We start from the raw sequence: 16,367 nt of genomic DNA on the forward strand, positions 1-16,367 counted from the left end.
GGCATACGGCCGCACACATGTGCGCCCACGCCCTACGATGACGCCGGCGACTGGAGGAAGCATGGCCGTGGACTTGAGCAGGCAGGGCTACCGCGTTCAGCGGTGGGCGGCGCGGGGGGCGCTGGCCGCTGCCGTGCTCGCGGTGGCGACCCCTCTCGTCTACGGCGGGCTGCGCGGCCTGCTCCTGCTGGTCTGCGGCGTCGCGGGCCTGGCGCTCAGCGCGGCCGCGGTGTGGTGGACGCTGACCCTGCGCGGGCCGCTGCGCTGGGGGGCCGCGCTGATCGCCGTGTGCGTGCCCGTCGGCCTGATCGCCCTGTTCGCCGCCACCCTGTTCTGGGCGCTGCTGGCGTCCCTGGTCCTGTGGGTGCTGGCGGTGTGGAGCGGCCGGTTCGCGCTGCGCGGGACGGGTTCCGAGCGGGCGCGGACGCGGGAACGGCGGCTGCCGCCGCCCAGGCGTCCGGTGCTGATCATGAATCCGCGGTCCGGCGGCGGCAAGGTGGGGCGGTTCCGGCTGCGGGAGAAGGCGGAGCGGCTCGGTGCGCGGGTGGTGCTGCTCGACCCGGGCAAGGAGCACGACGTGACCGCGCTGGCCCGGGCCGCCGTGGCGGACGGCGCGGACCTGCTGGGCGCCGCCGGCGGCGACGGCACCCAGGCGCTGGTGGCGGCCGTGGCCGCCGAGCACGACATCCCGTTCCTGGTCATCAGCGCGGGCACCCGGAACCACTTCGCCCTGGACCTCGGCCTGGACCGCGGGGACCCCGCCGCCTGTCTGGACGCGCTCACCGACGGTGTGGAGCTCCGCGTCGATCTGGGGTTCGCCGGCGAGCAGCCGTTCGTGAACAACGCCTCCTTCGGCGCGTACGCGGCGATCGTGCAGAGCCCCGCCTACCGCGACGACAAGATCGGCACCAGTCTGAACATGCTGCCCGACCTGCTCACCGGCCAGCAGGGGCCCCGGCTGGTCGCGCGTGCCGGGGACACGACGCTGACGGCGCCGCAGGCCGTACTGGTCAGCAACAACCCCTACCGCACCGGCGACCCCTTCGGACTCGGGCGGCGGGAACGGCTCGACTCCGCGGTGCTCGGCGTCCTCGGCGTCCGGCTGGAGGGCGCGGTCGGTGCCGCCGCGCTGCTGCTGAACCCGGATCCGAGCGGGCTGACCATCCTGACCGCCCCGGAGGTGGTCATCGAGGCGGACCGCACGGAGATCGAGGCCGGGATCGACGGGGAGGCGATGGTGCTGCCCGCGCCCGTCCGCTGCCGTATCGCACCGGGCGCGCTGCGCGTCCGGGTGCCGCGCAGGCGGCCCGGAGTCACCAGGACGCCGCCGCGCCTCGACTGGCGGCGGCTGCGCAAGCTGGCGGCGACGGTGGGCCGTACCGCGGCGCCGAGCCGGCTCCACCGCCCGTACGTCGCACCGCACCCGCCCACCGCACCGCCGGCCCCGGCTCCTCCGCAGGCACCCGACGTGTCGGGAGTCCCCGCCGCGCCGACCGAGCCGCCGCGGTCCGGCGCGCCACAGGAGACGGCCGGGCCGCGTTCACCGCACCAGTAGCTGCACGCCGCCCACGACCGTCGCCGCGATCACCAACTGCTCGAAGAGCCGCTGGTTGATCCTGTTCACGGCCCACTTGCCGAGCAGCGCGCCGGGCACCACGAACAGCACGAGCGCGGCGTCCAGCAGCAGCGAGTCGGCGTCGATCAGGCCCAGTCCTGCGCTGAAGGGCAGCTTCGAGGTGTTGACGATCAGGAAGAAGAAGGCCGAGGTCCCCAGGAAGCCCAGCTTCCGGAAGCCGGCGGAGAGCAGGTACATCGACATCACCGGGCCGCCCGCGTTGGCGACCATGGTGGTGAAGCCGCCGAGGACGCCGTAGGAGCGGGCCTTGGCCCGGCCGGCCCGGGTGGTGATCGCCTGAGGCTCCTCCTCGGCGTCGGCCCGGCGCCGCCGCCACACCGTCACTCCGGCCATCAGCAGCAGGATCGCCCCGATGGAGGTGCGTACGGCGCCGTCGTCCGCCCACATCAGGAACACGGTGCCGACGGCGACGCCCGCCGCGACCGCCGGGAACAGCCGCCACAGCGTGGGCCAGTGCGCGTGCCGGCGGTAGGTGAGGACGGCGAGCAGGTCCCCGGCGATCAGGATGGGCAGCAGGACGCCGGTGGAGGCGCGGGCGGGCAGGACGGCGGCGAAGATGGCGAGGCTGACCGTGTTGGCCCCGCTGACGGCGGTCTTGGAGAAGCCGACCAGCAGGGCCGCGAAGGCGAGCGCGGCGAATTCCCAGCCGTTGAGGTGCCAGAGCGTCATCGTGTTCATGCGAAGGCCGATGCTATGTGCAGGCAACCGGCGCCCGTAAGGACGTCTCGCCTGATGGCCGCCGTGCGCGCCGTGCTCGCCGTGCCGGAAACCGCGCCCACACCTCACAGGGGCCGACACCGCACCCGCGCTCGGTGCCGTCCTGGGTGTGCTGCCCCGGGACGTTGGCGACGTGCCGCCCCGTGGTGCTCGCCCTGCCGCGCGCAACCCCCGACGGCCGCCGCGCAGCCGGTTCAAACGGACCTGGCCCTCCTCCCGCTCATGGCGGGCATGGTGACCGGTTCGATGCAGATCGGCACCCGGCTGATGACCCGGCTTCGGTCTGACCACGGAGGCTGTTGCACGGGTAGCAGCCCCGCCGTGAGGAAGCTTGTCGTCACAAGATTTCGGAGCCTCGCATGCGCCGAAAGCGTCGCTTCGCTGCACGTGCCTGTCGCCGACTGCGCCCGTATCCACTGGTCCTGCGCACGAAATCAGCACGGAGGGCGCCGCGCGCGGTCGGGCTCGGCGCCCTCCACCATCCTGCGTCGGTTCGTGCGTTATGACCAGGGCAGGACCAGGGCACCCCAGGCGACGAAGGGGCCGAGGGCGACGATTCCGCCGGTGTAGCCGATGATTTGGCGGTAGAAGCGGCGGGTGTCCACCCCGCGGGCGTTGCTGAGGACGAGTGCTCCGTTGGTCGAGAAGGGGGAGGTGTCGACGATCGTCGTGGAGACGGCGAGTGCGGCGATCAGTCCGGCGGCGTTGAGGTGGCTGGAGAGCAGCAGCGGTACGGCGATGGGGATGATCGCTGTGAGGATCGCGGTGGAGGAGGCGAAGGCGGAGGTGATGGCCACGGTGAAGCACAGCAGCAGGGCAACGATGACAGGGGCGCCCAGGTTGGCGGCGTGTTCGGAGACCTTCTCGATGATGCCGGCCTTCTCCAGCATCGCGATGTAGGTCATCATGCCCGCGACCAGAAGCAGGGTGGACCAGCTGACGCCGTCCACGGCCTTCTCCTGCCGCGTCATGTCCACCAGGGCCAGCAGGGCGCCGGCAGCCAGCGCGAGGAAGCCGATCTCCAGGTGGAGGCCGAGCGCGCCGACGACGAGGGCCACCAGGCAGGCGAGGGTGAGCCACTGTCGCCAGTCGGGCCTGCCGGAAACGGCGAGGTTCTCGTCGTCGGCTGCCTCCGCGGCGCCCTCGACCAGCGGTGCGGGACGCTTGGCGAGCAGGGCGTAGGTGAGGATCGAGAGCACCAGGTTGATCACGAAGCTGGCGCTGAACAGCGCCACTGCGGAGATCTGCAGATCGGTCTTGTCGATGAGGCCGAGCACCAGCGCACCGGAGACGGCCAGCGGGGAGAACGCGCCCGCGTGCCCGCCGCTGATCACCATCATGCCGACGACCAGCGGGTTGAGCTTGTAGCGGTAGGCGAAGTTCATGCCGATCGGCGCGAGGATCGCGACCGCGGCCGGGGTGAACGTACCGAACGCCGTCAGCAGGGCGGCCACCAGGAACAGCACCCAGGGGATGAGCGCCACCTTGCCGCCTACCAGGCGCACCCCGGCCGCGACGAGCCAGTCGATGGTGCCGTTGCGGCGGGCGACGGAGAACAGGTAGGTGACTCCGACGATGGTGACGAAGAGCTTGGCCGGGAACCCCTCGAAGATCTCGTCCTCGGTGAGGCCGAGCGAGGCGGTGCCGACCGTGAAGGTGGCGACGAAGGCGAGGATGCCCAGGTTGATCGGCAGCACGGTGCCGACCACGAACATCACCAGCAGAGCGCCTATGGAGATCACTTCAGCAGACATCTTTGTCCTTGGTGCGGTGGGGACGGGGTGGCGCGCCCCGAGGGCGCGAGGTTATCCCGGTGTGGACGGCTGGGAGCCGGGCCGACCGAGGTGATGTACGTCGCGGCTCAGGCGGCTTGCGAGCCGACCGCTTCCGGTACGTAGATGCGGGCGTCGGCGAGAAGACGGGCCGCGCGCTGCACGGTGACCCGGTGCGGCAGGCCGTCCCTCACATCGGTGCAGCGGACCGCGACGACGCCGGCGGGAGTGCCGAGGCGCAGCCACTCGTCGGTCGGGCCGCCGGTGGCCCGGGAGACAACGGACCCCTCGAGCAGCCCGGCCGCCGCGACGGCGACGGCAGAGGTCAGGCCGATCGCAGGGTGCGGGGCGTTCATGCTGAGCATGCGCACCGACACGTCGTAGTCCTCGGCGGCAACCCAGTCACCGAGGGTGGTGGGGTACGGGACCGGCGGGCCGACCAGGCCCACCTTGGGCACCGCATCACCCGGTTCCTCGCCCGGCTGGAGCAGCCCCATCAGGGGAGCGGCGGTATGCCGGACGGTGCGCAGCCACGGGACGTCCGCGCTCATCCGCTCCAGTGACTCGGCACCGGTACGCCCGGCACTGGCGGCATCCACGAGGACGACCGGAGCTCCCGCGGTCACCATGCTCACGCGTACCGGCTCGGCGGCGCCGACCCGCAGGTCCTGGGCGCTTCGGCCGGTGGGGAGCAGTGAGGCAGTGGTAGCGGCGGGGCCGCGGAAGGTGAGGCCGACCGCGACCCCGCCGGCACGGGTGCCGGGTACCGTCTGGCGGCCGAAGTGGTGCACCACGCCCCCCGTGGTGTCGACGGTCCCTTCGAGGACCGCGCCGGTATTGGTGTTGCGCATCACCACGCGCGTCCGGTCGCCGGTGATCGGAACCATTCCTCTGCTCACCGCGTACAGGGCGACGCCGGTGGCGCAGTTGCCGCAGTTGCTCGTCCACTCCACCGAGCCCGTCCCGATGCCGACCTGGGCGAACAGGTAGTCGACGTCGACGCCGGGCTCGGAGGAGGCGCTGACCACGGCCGCTTTCGAGGTGGTGGGGGTCGCCCCACCCACCCCGTCCAGCTCCATCGGATCGGTGGCGCCGTACGCGGCGACCAGCAGTCTTTCCAGGTCGCCGCGGTCGGCAGGGACATCGACCTGGTTGAACAGCCAGCACTTGCTTGTGCCGCCACGCACCAGGGTCGCCGGAATGTGCACGTCTGAGACTCTTCCTGATCAACGGAGGTAGGGAGGGCCGAGAAGCGGTTACGGACGCATTGCGGGCGGGTGAACCGCTCGGCGATTGCGGAGACCTTCGCAGAGGCGTGACTTCGGAACAATCACCGTTCGCTTCACCTGGGTTTAGCTCAGCTAAAGTCGGAGGCATGCTCAACGTGCGCCGTCTGTTGCTGCTCACCGAGGCCACCGAACGCGGTTCACTCACTGCGGCGGCGGAGGCTCTCGGCATGACCACCTCCGCGGCCTCCCAGCAGATGTCGCTGTTGGAGCAGGAAGCAGGGCAGCCCCTCATCGAGCGGCTGCCACGCGGTGTCCGCCCCACCCCGGCGGGTGCCGCGCTGGCCGAACGCGGTCAGGCCATCCGCCGGGAACTCCGTGCCGCACAGGCCGACTTGGATTCCTTCACCGCCCTCGACCAGGGCACCTTGCGGCTCGGTTCCTTCCCCACGGCGAGCGCGTCCCTGCTGCCGCTGGCGCTTACACGTTTCCGACGGCGTCACGCCGGCATCCGCATCGAGGTACGCGCCGGAGTCCTCGCACAGCTCAGGGAGATGCTGCACACCGGCGAGGTGGAGCAGGGGCTGCTCTGGGACTACGAATGGAACCGCCTCGACGATCCGGCGCTCGCGCTCACCCACCTGCTGGACGACCCCACCGTGTTGGTCGTCCCTGCCGACTCGCCCCTGCGCACCCGTCCCTCCGTGCGCCTCGGCGACCTCGCCGACCAGGAGTGGATCATCCGTGCCGACAACCACCCCGTCGCCGACGTCCTGCGCCGAAGCTGCCGCCAGGCGGGCTTCGAACCGCGCATCGCCTACTCATCGCACGACTACCAGGAGGCGCAGGCCATGGTCGCCGCCGGCCTCGGCATCGCGCTCGCACCCCGCCTGGCCCTCACCAGCCGACGCAGCGACGTACGCCTCCTGCCGTTCGCCTCCGGCGTCCAGGCTCCCACCCGCCGCATCCTCCTCGCCCGCGCCGCGGCACGCCCCGCCACCCCACCCGCCCAGGCGATGGCCCGGGTCCTGCGCACGGTGGCGCAGCGATTCACGGTCTCAGACCTGCAACGGGCCCAGCTCGGGGCGGTCCGGCGGGGCTGACGGTGCGGCCACGAGCCGCCTCCCCGAGCAGGGGTTCCACTGGTCGCCGGAAGAACATCCGGCGGGCCCATGCGGTCCGGACCACGCCACCCGGAGCAAACGGACGGCCAGCCGTCGGCCGGTAGACGAGTGCCGACGTCGACCATGGCGCAGCAGGCGGTCCTCCGCCCAGGCTGGTCGTTCCCCGAGGCCGGAAAGCAGTGGACCGACACGGGAGATCCACGAACGACGCGACCTGAAGGGCCGTGCGGCGGGCGGGACACGCACTGTCCCGGTGCATCCAGCACACACGCGCATGCTTCGGCAGCACATCAACGACGAACTGCTCAAGCCGGGTGACCTGCTGTTTCCAGGCGCATCGGGCGACATCCCGCCGGTTCCGTCACCCGCCGGGCGCGGCCAACGCCCGTCAGGCCGTACTCCCCTCGCGCGTCTTCGAACCGGCCACCGAACGGCGCGTCCACGGCAAGCTGGGCATCAGCCCCCGCTGGACGAGGCACCGGCGGCCGCAGACCAACGGCAAGGTCGAACGCTTCCACCGCACCCTGCCCGACGAACGGGCCACCAGCGGCCCTGCACCTCGGACACCGAACGCCAGGCCGCGTTTCCCGACTGGCTGGACTGGTACGACTACCACCGACCCCACACCGGCATCGACGGCCACCCACCAGCCAGCCGCGTCACCAACCTGTCCGGACAACACACCTAGTGCCGCTCGACGAGCACCGCGCTGCCCTGTCCCACGCCGACGCACATCGTCGCCAGGCCCCGGTCGGCGCCGGTGCGGCGCATGCGGTGCAGCAGGGTGGTGAGGATGCGGGCGCCCGAGCAGCCCAGCGGGTGGCCCAGGGCGATCGCGCCGCCGCTGGGATTGACCAGGTCGGGGTCGATGCCGAGCTGGTCCACGCAGGCCAGCGCCTGCGCGGCGAAGGCCTCGTTGAACTCGGCCTCCTGGAGGTCACCGATGCTCCACCCGGCGCGCGCCAGCACCTTGCGGGTGGCGGGGACCGGGCCGATGCCCATGACGTCGGGGTGGACGCCCGCGGAGGCGCCGGCGACGTAGCGGCCCAGGGACTCCAGTCCCAGCTCGTTCAGGACCTCCTCGCTGACGAGGACCAGTCCGGCCGCACCGTCGTTCATCGGGGAGGCGTTGCCCGCGGTGACCGAGCCGCCCGCGCGGAACACCGGCTTCAGCCGGGCGAGCTTCTCGATCGAGGTGTCCTCGCGGACGCATTCGTCGGTGTCGACGACCACCCCGTCCTGGCGGTGCACCGGCAGGAGTTCGTCGTCGAAGTGGCCGTTCTTGCGGGCGTCGGCGGCCCGCCGGTGGCTGCGCAGGGCGAACTCGTCCTGGCGTTCGCGCGGGATGCCGTACCGCTCGGCGACCTCCTCCGCCGTCTCGCCCATGGCCAGCAGGCCGTGCAGGTCCTTCATCGCCGGGTTGACCAGCCGCCAGCCGAGGCGGGTGTCGGCGGTCTCCATGCGGTGCGGCAGCGCCTCGTCGGGGCGGGGCAGGACGAACGGGGCGCGGCTCATCGACTCGCTGCCGCCCGCGATCACGATGTCGGCCTCGCCCGCGGCGATGGTGCGGGCGGCGGTGGTGACGGCCTCCAGCCCGGAGGCGCACAGCCGGTTGACCGTGGCACCGGGGACGGACTCGGGCAGCCCCGCGAGCAGCGCGGCCATGCGCGCGACGTTGCGGTTGTCCTCGCCGGCCTGGTTGGCGGCGCCCCAGTAGACGTCGTCGACGCGGGCCGGGTCCAGTGCGGGCACGTCGGCGACCAGGCCGCGGACTACGACGGCTGCGAGGTCGTCGGGGCGTACGGAGGAGAGGGATCCGCGCAACTTGCCGATGGGGGTGCGGCGGGCGGCCGCGAAGTGAACGGGACGCACTACAGGACTCCTGACCCGGACCGTTGACGGTGCTCGACCGGCGAGCACCTCAATTAGCACTGCTAGTTTTCGACTATAGACCGCCGCACGGCCCCGGGAAAGGTCCCCCGCGGTGGCGGCTGCCTGCCGCTCCGGCCCTCGGCACCGGGTTTGTGGCCGGGGGCCCGGGGCACCCGCGCGTTCGTGGACATCCCATCGACAAGGAGGATCGGCACTTCATGACCGTCGTGAGGAGCACCCTGCCCGACGAGGCCCGCCGGATATCCTGCGAGGCCCTCCAGGACACTCTGGTCGACCTGCTCGGACTGTCACTGATCGCGAAGCAGGCGCACTGGAACGTCGTGGGCCCGCGGTTCCGTTCCGTCCACCTCCAGCTGGACGAGGTGGTCTCGGCCGCGCGCGCCCAGGCCGACACGGTGGCGGAGCGGGCCGCCGCACTGGGCGTGCCGCCGGACGGCCGTCCGGAGACCATCGCCAAGGTGTTCTCCCTGCCCGCGCCGAAGGAGGGCTGGCTGCGCGACTCGGAGGCCGTGGCGGTGATGACGGAGGCTCTCGGCACCGCGGTGTCACGGCTGCGCGAGCGCATCGACGCCACCGAGAAGGCCGACCTGGTCACCCAGGACCTGCTGATCTCGATCACCGCGGAACTGGAGAAGCAGCGCTGGATGTTCGAGGCGGAGAACTTCCCCGGCGAATCCTGATCCGCACAGCGGCTCCCGATCCGCACGCCGGGTCCCGATCCGCACGCCGGGTCCCGATCCGCACAGCGGGTCCCGATCCGCACAGCGGGTCCCGATCCGCACGTCGATTCCGGGTCCTGATCCGTACGTCGGGCCTTGATCCGCACGTCGGGTCCTGAAAGCACACGCACCACAAGGGGCACATCATGAGCGACGCCCTCGAGATCGACGCGCTGTGGGACGACTTCCACCGCGTGGTGAACATGACCTCCGTGGAACTCGCGGCCTGGCTGCGGGTGAGCGACGCCGACGAGAGCGCCGAACCGCTGCCGGACCGGGCGGGCAGCGAGACGGGGCGGCACGTCCTGGCCATCCTGCAGAAACGCCGCACCGACCTCACCGAGGACGACCTGCAAGTGATGGAGGAGGTCGTGGACACCGTCACCGCGCAGACCGACCCGGAGAACGAACCCGCGGCCGAGGACACGCCCCGCCGGCACCGGCTGATGACGCTCGGCCACGACCCGCTCAAGGCGTAGCCGTGTCCGGCCGGGACGAGCGGGCCGTGCTGCGCGCCCTGGTCGACGCGCACGGCCGGACCTACGCGGAGGAGGCGGGCATCCGGCTGGAGGACACGCCGCAGCCGCTCTACCGGCTGCTGGTGCTGGCCCATCTGCTCAGTGCCCGCATCAAGGGGTCCATCGCCGTGGCCTCCGCCCGCGCCCTGTACGAGGCGGGACTGCGCGATCCACGCCGGATGGCCGCCGCCGACCGGCAGGAGCGGGTGGACGCGCTGGGCCGGGGCGGCTACCGGCGCTACGACGAGCGCACCGCGACGCAACTGGGCGACGGCGCCGAGCTGTTGACCGAACGCTGGGGCGGCGACCTGCGCCGGCTCCGCAAGGAGGCGGACGGCGGGGTCGCCGAACTGCGCAGGCTGCTCCAGGAGTTCCCGGGCATCGGCCCGGCCGGCGCCGACATCTTCCTGCGCGAGGCCCAGCGCGTCTGGCCGGAGGCCGCCCCGTACCTGGACGCCAAGGCACTCCAGGGCGCCGAACGGCTGAAACTGCCGAAGGACCCCGACCGGTTGCTGTCACTGGCGCACGGCACGGAACCGGCCGTCCTCGCGGCCGCGTTGGTCCGCGCGGCGATCGACGACGACGTCGCCGAGGACGCCCGGAGCCGGGCCGCCTCCTCCTCCTGAGGGCCGTCCACCGAACCGTCCCCTCCTGTTCGCGGGACAATGTGATCACCGCGCGGCACAATGGCCGGGCGGCCTGAAGTGGTCGTACCGGCAAGGGAGAGGGAGAGACCGTGAGTGAGAGCCACACCCCGCCGAGCGGCTCGGCGAGGCTGAACACCGGTGTGGCGCACAACGCGCGCGTGTGGAACTACTGGATCGGCGGCAAGGACAATTACGAGGTCGACCAGCAGGTCGGCGAGCACGTCGCCTCGATCAACCCGGTCGTCCGGGACATCGCCCGCGCGGACCGGGAGTTCCTGGGCCGGGCGGTGTCGTATCTGACCCGTGAGCGCGGCGTGCGGCAGTTTCTGGACATCGGCACGGGCCTGCCGACCGCGGACAACACGCACGAGATCGCGCAGCGCATCGCGCCGGAGTCGCGCATCGTCTACGTGGACAACGACCCGATCGTGCTGGTGCACGCCCGCACGCTGCTGACCGGCACCGCCGAGGGCGCCACCGACTACATCGACGCCGACGTGCACGACCCGGACGCCATCCTGGAGCGCGCCTCCGCGACCCTGGACGTCACCCGGCCGGTCGCGGTGATGATGCTCGGCATCCTCAACTTCGTGCTGGACACCGACAAGGCCCGCGACATCGTGCGCCGGATCATGGCAGCGGTGCCCTCCGGGAGCTTCCTGGTCCTCACGCACCCCACGTTCGACCCGGAGGTCGGCGGCGAACTGCAGGTTCCCGCCATGGAGTTCTGGAACGAGAACGCCACTCCCCCGATCACGGCCCGCGGCGCCGCGGACATCACCGCGTTCTTCGAGGGTCTGGAGCTGGTCGAGCCGGGCCTGGTGTCGTGCTCGCAGTGGCGTGCGGCCTCGGACTCCGCCGTGGCGGTGCCGCAGTACGGCGCGGTGGCCGTCAAACCCTGACCGGTGGGGCGGCCGGCGGCGTGGGGGCCGCCACACGCGGTGAGCGGCTGCCCCCATGCTCCGACCCCGGAAAGTATGATCTAGCAATGTCTGACATGACCGAGACCACACCGGGCTGGCTGTCCTCCGACGACCTGGAGATGGCGCGCGCCCACATGCCGATCCTGTACGTCGAGGCCGTCCCCGTGCGGGTCGACGACAGCGGTGAAGTCACCAGCGTGGGTCTGCTGCTGCGCATCGGGCCGGACGGCACGGTCAGCCGGACTCTGGTCTCCGGCCGGGTGCTGCACCACGAACGCGTCCGGGACGCCCTGCTGCGCCATCTGGAGAAGGATCTCGGCCCGGTGGCGCTGCCCCGCGTGCCCGCGTCGCTCCAGCCGTTCACGGTCGCCGAGTACTTCCCCACCCAGGGCATCACTCCCTTCCACGACCCCCGTCAGCACGCCGTGTCGCTGGCGTACATCGTGCCGGTGACCGGCGACTGCCGGCCCCGGCAGGACGCGCTGGACCTGGTCTGGTTCAGCCCGCAGGAAGCCGTGTCGCGGGCGGTGCAGAGCGAGATGCCGGGCGGGCACGGCGTGCTGCTGAAGCAGGCGCTGGCGCACGCCGGCTGCGTCATCTGACGGCACCGGCCCACCCGCCGGAATCGGTCGGTTCGCATCGTCCCGGGCCGACGGCCTCCGGTCGTCCCGGGCCTCCGGTCGTCCCGGGCCGACGGTCTTCGGCCCGGGCCGGTCGGCAGCCACCGCACCTCCCGGCCGGGCTGAGACGGACCCTAGGCGCTGCTCTCCGGGTGGGTGAGGTTGGCCCCGGTCGACGGGTCGAAGACGTGCGCCTTCGCGAGGTCGATCCGCAGGTCCACGGGCGCTCCCTCGCGGGCGCGCGTGGCGGCGTCCAGCCGGGCCACGATCTGCTGCCCGGCCCCGGCTCCGGTGTCGCGCGCACCGGAGTCGGTGGCCAGTTCCTCCAGTTCGGCGGTGGTCACCGGCCCGCCCTCGGCGGTGAAGTAGACGTATGCGTCGGAGCCCAAGGACTCCAGCACGTCCACGGTGGCGGTGACGACCGGGCCGCCCGTCTCCCGCGCCAGGCTGGCGTCCTCGAACGCCTCGGGACGCAGCCCGACGATGACCTCGCGGGGCGCGCTGCGCTCCTCCAGCGCCCGGCGTACACGGTCGTCGAGCGGCAGGGCACCGAGCGGGGTGCGCAGGACGCCCTCGGCGAGGGAGGCGTTGAGGAAGTTCATCGCCGGTGAGCCGATGAAGCCCGCGACGAACAGGTTGCGCGGCATGTCGTACAGCTCGGCCGGAGTACCGATCTGCTGGACCAGGCCCTGTCGCATGACGACGACCCGGTCGCCGAGGGTCATCGCCTCCGTCTGGTCGTGGGTGACGTAGACGGTGGTGGTGCCGAGGCGGCGTTGCAGCCGGGAGATCTGGGTCCGCATCTGCACGCGCAGCTTGGCGTCGAGGTTGGACAGCGGCTCGTCCATCAGGAACGCCTTGGGGTCGCGGACGATGGCCCGTCCCATGGCCACCCGCTGGCGCTGGCCGCCGGAGAGGTTGGCGGGCTTGCGGTCCAGGAACTCGCCCAGGTCGAGCACCCGGGCGGCCTCCTCGACCTTGCGGTCGATGGTGGCCTTGTCGACCTTGGCCAGCCGCAGCGGGAACCCCATGTTCTCCCGCACGCTCATGTGCGGGTACAGGGCGTAGCTCTGGAACACCATCGCGACGTCGCGTTCCTTCGGCGCGAGGTCGTTGACGACCCGGCCGTCGATGCGCAGGGTGCCCTCGGTGATGTCCTCGAGCCCGGCGATCATGTTCAGCGTGGTCGACTTGCCGCATCCGGACGGCCCGACCAGGATCACGAACTCGCCGTCGGCGATGTCGAGGTCCACGTCCCGCACGGCGACGGAGCCGTCGGGATAACGCTTGGTGACTCCCTCTAGGACGATCTCGGCCACGGGCGGTGCCTCCTTGCCTTCAGTGTCATCCCTTGACCGCCCCGGAGGTCAGTCCGGCGACGATGCGCCGCTGGAAGAGCAGGACGAAGATGATGATCGGGACGGTGATCACCACGGCCGCCGCGGCGATCGACCCGGTGGGCTGCTGGAACTGGGAGCTGCCGGTGAAGAACGCGATCGCGGCGGGCACGGTCCGCGCGGACTCGGTGGAGGTCAGCGAGATCGCGAACAGGAAGTCGTTCCAGCAGAAGATGAACACCAGGATGGCGGTGGTGAACACGCCCGGCGCGGCCAGCGGCACGATGACCAGCCGGAACGCCTGCGCGGGCGTGGCCCCGTCCACCTTGGCGGCCTTCTCCAGGTCCCAGGGGATCTCCCGGAAGAACGCCGACAGGGTGTAGATCGCCAGCGGCAGCGAGAAGGTCATGTACGGGATGATCAGCCCCGGCCAGGTGTCGAAGATGCCGATGATCCGCTCGATGTTGAACAGCGGCGACACCAGCGAGATCGGCGGGAACATGGCGATGAGCAGCGACATGCCGATGAGGAGCCGCTTGCCGGGGAACCGCAGCCGGGCGACCGCGTAGGCGGCCATGGTGCCGAGGATCACCGCGATCACGGTGGCGATCAGGGCGATGCCGATCGAGTTGATCAGCGCCCTGGTGAACTCCGAGGTCTCGAAGATGCCCCGGTAGTTGTCCCAGGTCCAGTCCCGCGGGATGTAGTTGCCGTCGGTGAGGGTGGCGGGGTCCTTGAACGACAGCGCGGCGATCCACCACACCGGGAACAGGGCGTACAGCACCACCACGATGTTGACGACGGCCCATCGGGTCGCGTGTGTCTTGCCCACGGCGGCCATCAGCGCTTCACCTCCGCGCCCGGTGCGGCCGCGCCGAACAGCTTGACGAAGGTGAAGGCGATGATCCCGACGCAGAGGAAGATCAGGACCGAGATCGCCGACCCGATGCCCAGGTTCAGCGCGGTGAACAGGTTGTCGTAGCCGAGGATCGACAGGGATCCGGTGCCCTGGGCGCCCGCGGTCAGGACGTAGATGTTGTCGAAGATCCGGAAGGCGTCCAGGGTGCGGAAGAGCAGCGCGACCAGGATGGCGGGTTTCATCAGCGGCAGCATGACCCGGGTGAAGCGCTGCCAGGGGCTGGCGCCGTCGACCATGGCCGCCTTCAGGGTCTCCTCGGGGACCAGGGCGAGGCCGGCGAGCAGCAGCAGCGCCATGAAGGGGGTGGTCTTCCACACCTCGGCGAGGACGATCAGCCACAGCGCCGGCCACTGCTCGGTGAGCGGGGCCTCGCCGCTGGGCAACAGCTCGGCGAGGTAACCGAGTTCGGGCGTCCAGGCGTACTGCCAGGAGAAGGCGGCGACGACGGTGACGATGCCGTACGGGATGAGGACGGCGGTGCGGACCGTGCCGCGCAGGAAGAGCGTCCGGTGCATCACCAGGGCGAGTCCCATGCCGAGGACGAGCTCGATCGCCACGGACACGGCGGTGACGAACAGGGTGACCCAGAAGGCGTCCCACCAGAACGGCGAGGACAGCACCGCCCCGTAGTTGTCCAGCCCGACGAACTCGGCCCGGGCGGGGAAGCGCAGGTCGTAGCGCTGGAGGGAGAGGTAGACGGCGTAACCGATGGGGTAGGCGGTCACGGCGATCATGACGAGGACGGCCGGTGCGCACAGCAGCCAGCCCAGCCGGCGCTCCTGCTGGGCGCCGGCCGACCTGGCCCTTCCGCCCTTGCCCGGCTTCGGTTCAGGCCTCGGCTTCGGCTCCGCCATCGTGCTCACGGGATCACACCCTCGGATCGCAGGGCCTCGTCGATGTGCTCCCGGATGGTGTCGACCGCGCTCTCCGGCTTGATGCCGGACGGCGGGGACAGGGTGTGGGAGACGGCGATCGACACGTTCTGGTAGGCGGGGGTGAGCGGCCGGACGCTCGCCGACTCGAGCGCGGCCAGCACCTCCTTGGAGAAGGGGTACTCCCTCATGAACGCCGGGTCGTCGTACAGGGCGCGCAGCGTGGGCGGCAGGCCGCCCTCGAGCGCGGCGGTGAGCTGGTTCTCCCGGTTGCGCAGGCACAGGGCGGCCTCGAAGGCCAGGTCGGGGTGGCGGGAGTAGGCGCTGACGGCGAGGTCGATGCCGCCGATGGTGGGGCGGGCGGGACGGTCGGCGTCGACGCGGGGGTAGGGCGCCCAGCGGAAGTTCTCGAACAGCTCGGGGTTGTTCGCCTTCATCGACGGATAGACGAACGGGTAGTTGAGTTCGAAGGCCGCCACGCCGGACTCCATGGCCAGGCGGTTCTGGTCCTCCATCTGGTTGGGCAGGGAGGGGTCGGCGGCCGGGGAGTTGGCGAGGTCGCGCATGACCGAGGCGGCGCGTACGGCGGGCGGTCCGAGGGCGGGCTCGGTGGCGGCCGGGTCGAGGATCGCGCCGCCGGCGCTGTTGACGAGGCTGTTGAACCAGACGGTCAGGCCCTCGTACTGGGCGCCCTGGATCTCCACGTAGTGCGGTTTGCCCTGCCGGGCGAGGTCGCGGGACATGCCGATCATCTCGGCCCAGGTCGTCGGCGGGGTGGGCACCAGGTCCTTGCGGTACCACAGGAGCTGGGTGTTGGTGTTGTACGGGACCGCGTAGAGCTTGCCCTTCCAGGTGCCGGTCTGCAGCGGGACGCGCAGCGTGCCCTCGGTGGCCCGGCGCTTGGCCTCGCCCGTCCACTCCCGGATCCAGCGGGCCTCGGCGAACTCGGCGGCCCAGGTGACGTCCAGGCCCAGGATGTCCAGGGAGTCGTCCTCGGCGGCGAGCCTGCGCACCATCTGCTGGCGCTGGCCGTCGGCCGCCCGGGGCAGTTTGTGGTAGCTGATGCGGTAGCGCCCGCCGGACGCCCGGCTGCACCGGTCGGCGGCCTGCTGCAGGGCGCCGGAGTCGTCCGGGAAGTTGTACCAGTTGAGGGTGGGGCGGCCGGTGTCCTCGTCGCCGCCGCAGGCGGCGAGTGCCGACGCCAGCAGAGTCAGCGCGACCAGCGCCCGCGTCCGTCGCACCACGCGCTCCACACCTCGCTTCCGGGTCGCGGCGCGGGTGCTCCCGGCCCGCGGCATCGCCTACCCGGCGAACGTTAAGCATGACAAGTTGTGACATCAAGGACATTCACGACGACTCGCCCAGGGTGATGGGCGCGGTCGTTCAGCCGCCGGAGCCGCCCGGCACCACCGAACCGGTCCCGTAGGCGACGACCACGGCCTGG

At 71.4% G+C, this 16,367-nt stretch carries 15 protein-coding genes and 1 pseudogene; 8 read left to right on the top strand and 8 right to left on the bottom strand.

Annotated features, from left to right (window positions below):
• Positions 1-61 precede the first annotated feature (61 nt).
• Positions 62-1,555 (top strand): diacylglycerol/lipid kinase family protein, encoded by a 1,494-nt coding sequence (locus FGW31_RS03265; RefSeq protein ID WP_233452363.1) that lies wholly within the window; start codon positions 62-64, stop codon positions 1,553-1,555.
• On the opposite strand, the gene FGW31_RS03270 is transcribed toward FGW31_RS03265, so the two are convergent.
• The 3 genes from FGW31_RS03270 to FGW31_RS03280 form a co-directional block, all read right to left on the bottom strand.
• Entirely contained in the window at positions 1,541-2,314 is a 774-nt protein-coding gene (locus FGW31_RS03270) for a sulfite exporter TauE/SafE family protein (RefSeq protein ID WP_142191784.1), read from the bottom strand. The genes FGW31_RS03265 and FGW31_RS03270 overlap by 15 nt on opposite strands.
• 539 nt (positions 2,315-2,853) lie before the next feature.
• Positions 2,854-4,107 carry an SLC13 family permease gene (locus tag FGW31_RS03275; protein WP_202432100.1) on the bottom strand — a complete coding sequence of 418 codons (1,254 nt, stop codon included), beginning with the start codon at positions 4,105-4,107 and terminating at the stop codon, positions 2,854-2,856.
• 107 nt (positions 4,108-4,214) lie between these two features.
• Positions 4,215-5,333: a PrpF domain-containing protein gene (locus tag FGW31_RS03280; protein WP_142191785.1), complete on the bottom strand. Its 1,119-nt coding sequence runs from the start codon at positions 5,331-5,333 to the stop codon at positions 4,215-4,217.
• Positions 5,334-5,500: 167 nt separating this feature from the next.
• Here FGW31_RS03280 and FGW31_RS03285 point away from each other — a divergent pair, with 167 nt between their 5' ends.
• Positions 5,501-6,454: a LysR family transcriptional regulator gene (locus FGW31_RS03285; protein WP_142191786.1), complete on the top strand. Its 954-nt coding sequence runs from the start codon at positions 5,501-5,503 to the stop codon at positions 6,452-6,454.
• 476 nt (positions 6,455-6,930) lie between these two features.
• Positions 6,931-7,163: pseudogene (locus FGW31_RS35225) on the top strand (integrase core domain-containing protein); the annotation flags it as partial.
• On the opposite strand, the gene FGW31_RS03295 reads toward FGW31_RS35225, so the two are convergent.
• The gene (locus FGW31_RS03295; RefSeq protein ID WP_142191787.1) at positions 7,160-8,347 is read right to left on the bottom strand and encodes a thiolase family protein; all 1,188 of its coding nucleotides are present in this window, start codon (positions 8,345-8,347) and stop codon (positions 7,160-7,162) included. The pseudogene FGW31_RS35225 and the gene FGW31_RS03295 sit on opposite strands and share 4 nt — an antisense overlap.
• Positions 8,348-8,565: 218 nt before the next feature.
• Between FGW31_RS03295 and FGW31_RS03300 the strand changes: the two genes are divergently transcribed.
• From FGW31_RS03300 to FGW31_RS03320, 5 genes are all read left to right on the top strand, one after another.
• Positions 8,566-9,048 carry a Dps family protein gene (locus FGW31_RS03300; protein WP_142191788.1) on the top strand — a complete coding sequence of 161 codons (483 nt, stop codon included), beginning with the start codon at positions 8,566-8,568 and terminating at the stop codon, positions 9,046-9,048.
• Between the two features lie 185 nt (positions 9,049-9,233).
• On the top strand, positions 9,234-9,566 hold the full coding sequence (locus FGW31_RS03305; RefSeq protein ID WP_142191789.1) for a DUF3140 domain-containing protein: 333 nt from the start codon (positions 9,234-9,236) through the stop codon (positions 9,564-9,566).
• A 2-nt stretch (positions 9,567-9,568) separates the two neighbouring features.
• Positions 9,569-10,231 (top strand): HhH-GDP family DNA glycosylase, encoded by a 663-nt coding sequence (locus tag FGW31_RS03310; protein WP_142191790.1) that lies wholly within the window; start codon positions 9,569-9,571, stop codon positions 10,229-10,231.
• Positions 10,232-10,341: 110 nt separating this feature from the next.
• Complete coding sequence (locus FGW31_RS03315) at positions 10,342-11,154, top strand: SAM-dependent methyltransferase (protein ID WP_142191791.1); 813 nt, start codon at positions 10,342-10,344, stop codon at positions 11,152-11,154.
• A gap of 95 nt (positions 11,155-11,249) precedes the next feature.
• A complete protein-coding gene (locus FGW31_RS03320) occupies positions 11,250-11,777 on the top strand; it encodes an NUDIX hydrolase family protein (RefSeq protein WP_161176422.1) in 528 nt (175 codons plus the stop codon).
• Positions 11,778-11,929: 152 nt separating this feature from the next.
• Here FGW31_RS03320 and FGW31_RS03325 read toward each other — a convergent pair whose 3' ends face one another.
• Genes FGW31_RS03325 through FGW31_RS03340 form a run of 4 tightly spaced genes read right to left on the bottom strand, consistent with a single transcriptional unit; the run spans position 11,930 to position 16,167 of the window.
• Positions 11,930-13,114 carry an ABC transporter ATP-binding protein gene (locus tag FGW31_RS03325; RefSeq protein WP_142191793.1) on the bottom strand — a complete coding sequence of 395 codons (1,185 nt, stop codon included), beginning with the start codon at positions 13,112-13,114 and terminating at the stop codon, positions 11,930-11,932.
• 25 nt (positions 13,115-13,139) lie between these two features.
• Positions 13,140-13,973 (bottom strand): carbohydrate ABC transporter permease, encoded by an 834-nt coding sequence (locus tag FGW31_RS03330; RefSeq protein WP_142191794.1) that lies wholly within the window; start codon positions 13,971-13,973, stop codon positions 13,140-13,142.
• Positions 13,973-14,914 carry a carbohydrate ABC transporter permease gene (locus FGW31_RS03335; RefSeq protein ID WP_142191795.1) on the bottom strand — a complete coding sequence of 314 codons (942 nt, stop codon included), beginning with the start codon at positions 14,912-14,914 and terminating at the stop codon, positions 13,973-13,975. Before FGW31_RS03335 ends, FGW31_RS03330 begins: the two co-directional genes overlap by 1 nt.
• Positions 14,911-16,167 carry an ABC transporter substrate-binding protein gene (locus FGW31_RS03340; RefSeq protein ID WP_233452365.1) on the bottom strand — a complete coding sequence of 419 codons (1,257 nt, stop codon included), beginning with the start codon at positions 16,165-16,167 and terminating at the stop codon, positions 14,911-14,913. Before FGW31_RS03340 ends, FGW31_RS03335 begins: the two co-directional genes overlap by 4 nt.
• Between the last annotated feature and the right edge of the window lie 200 nt (positions 16,168-16,367).

The sequence above is a fragment of the Streptomyces calvus genome (genome assembly GCF_006782915.1).
Classification (GTDB): Bacteria; Actinomycetota; Actinomycetes; order Streptomycetales; family Streptomycetaceae; genus Streptomyces; species Streptomyces calvus.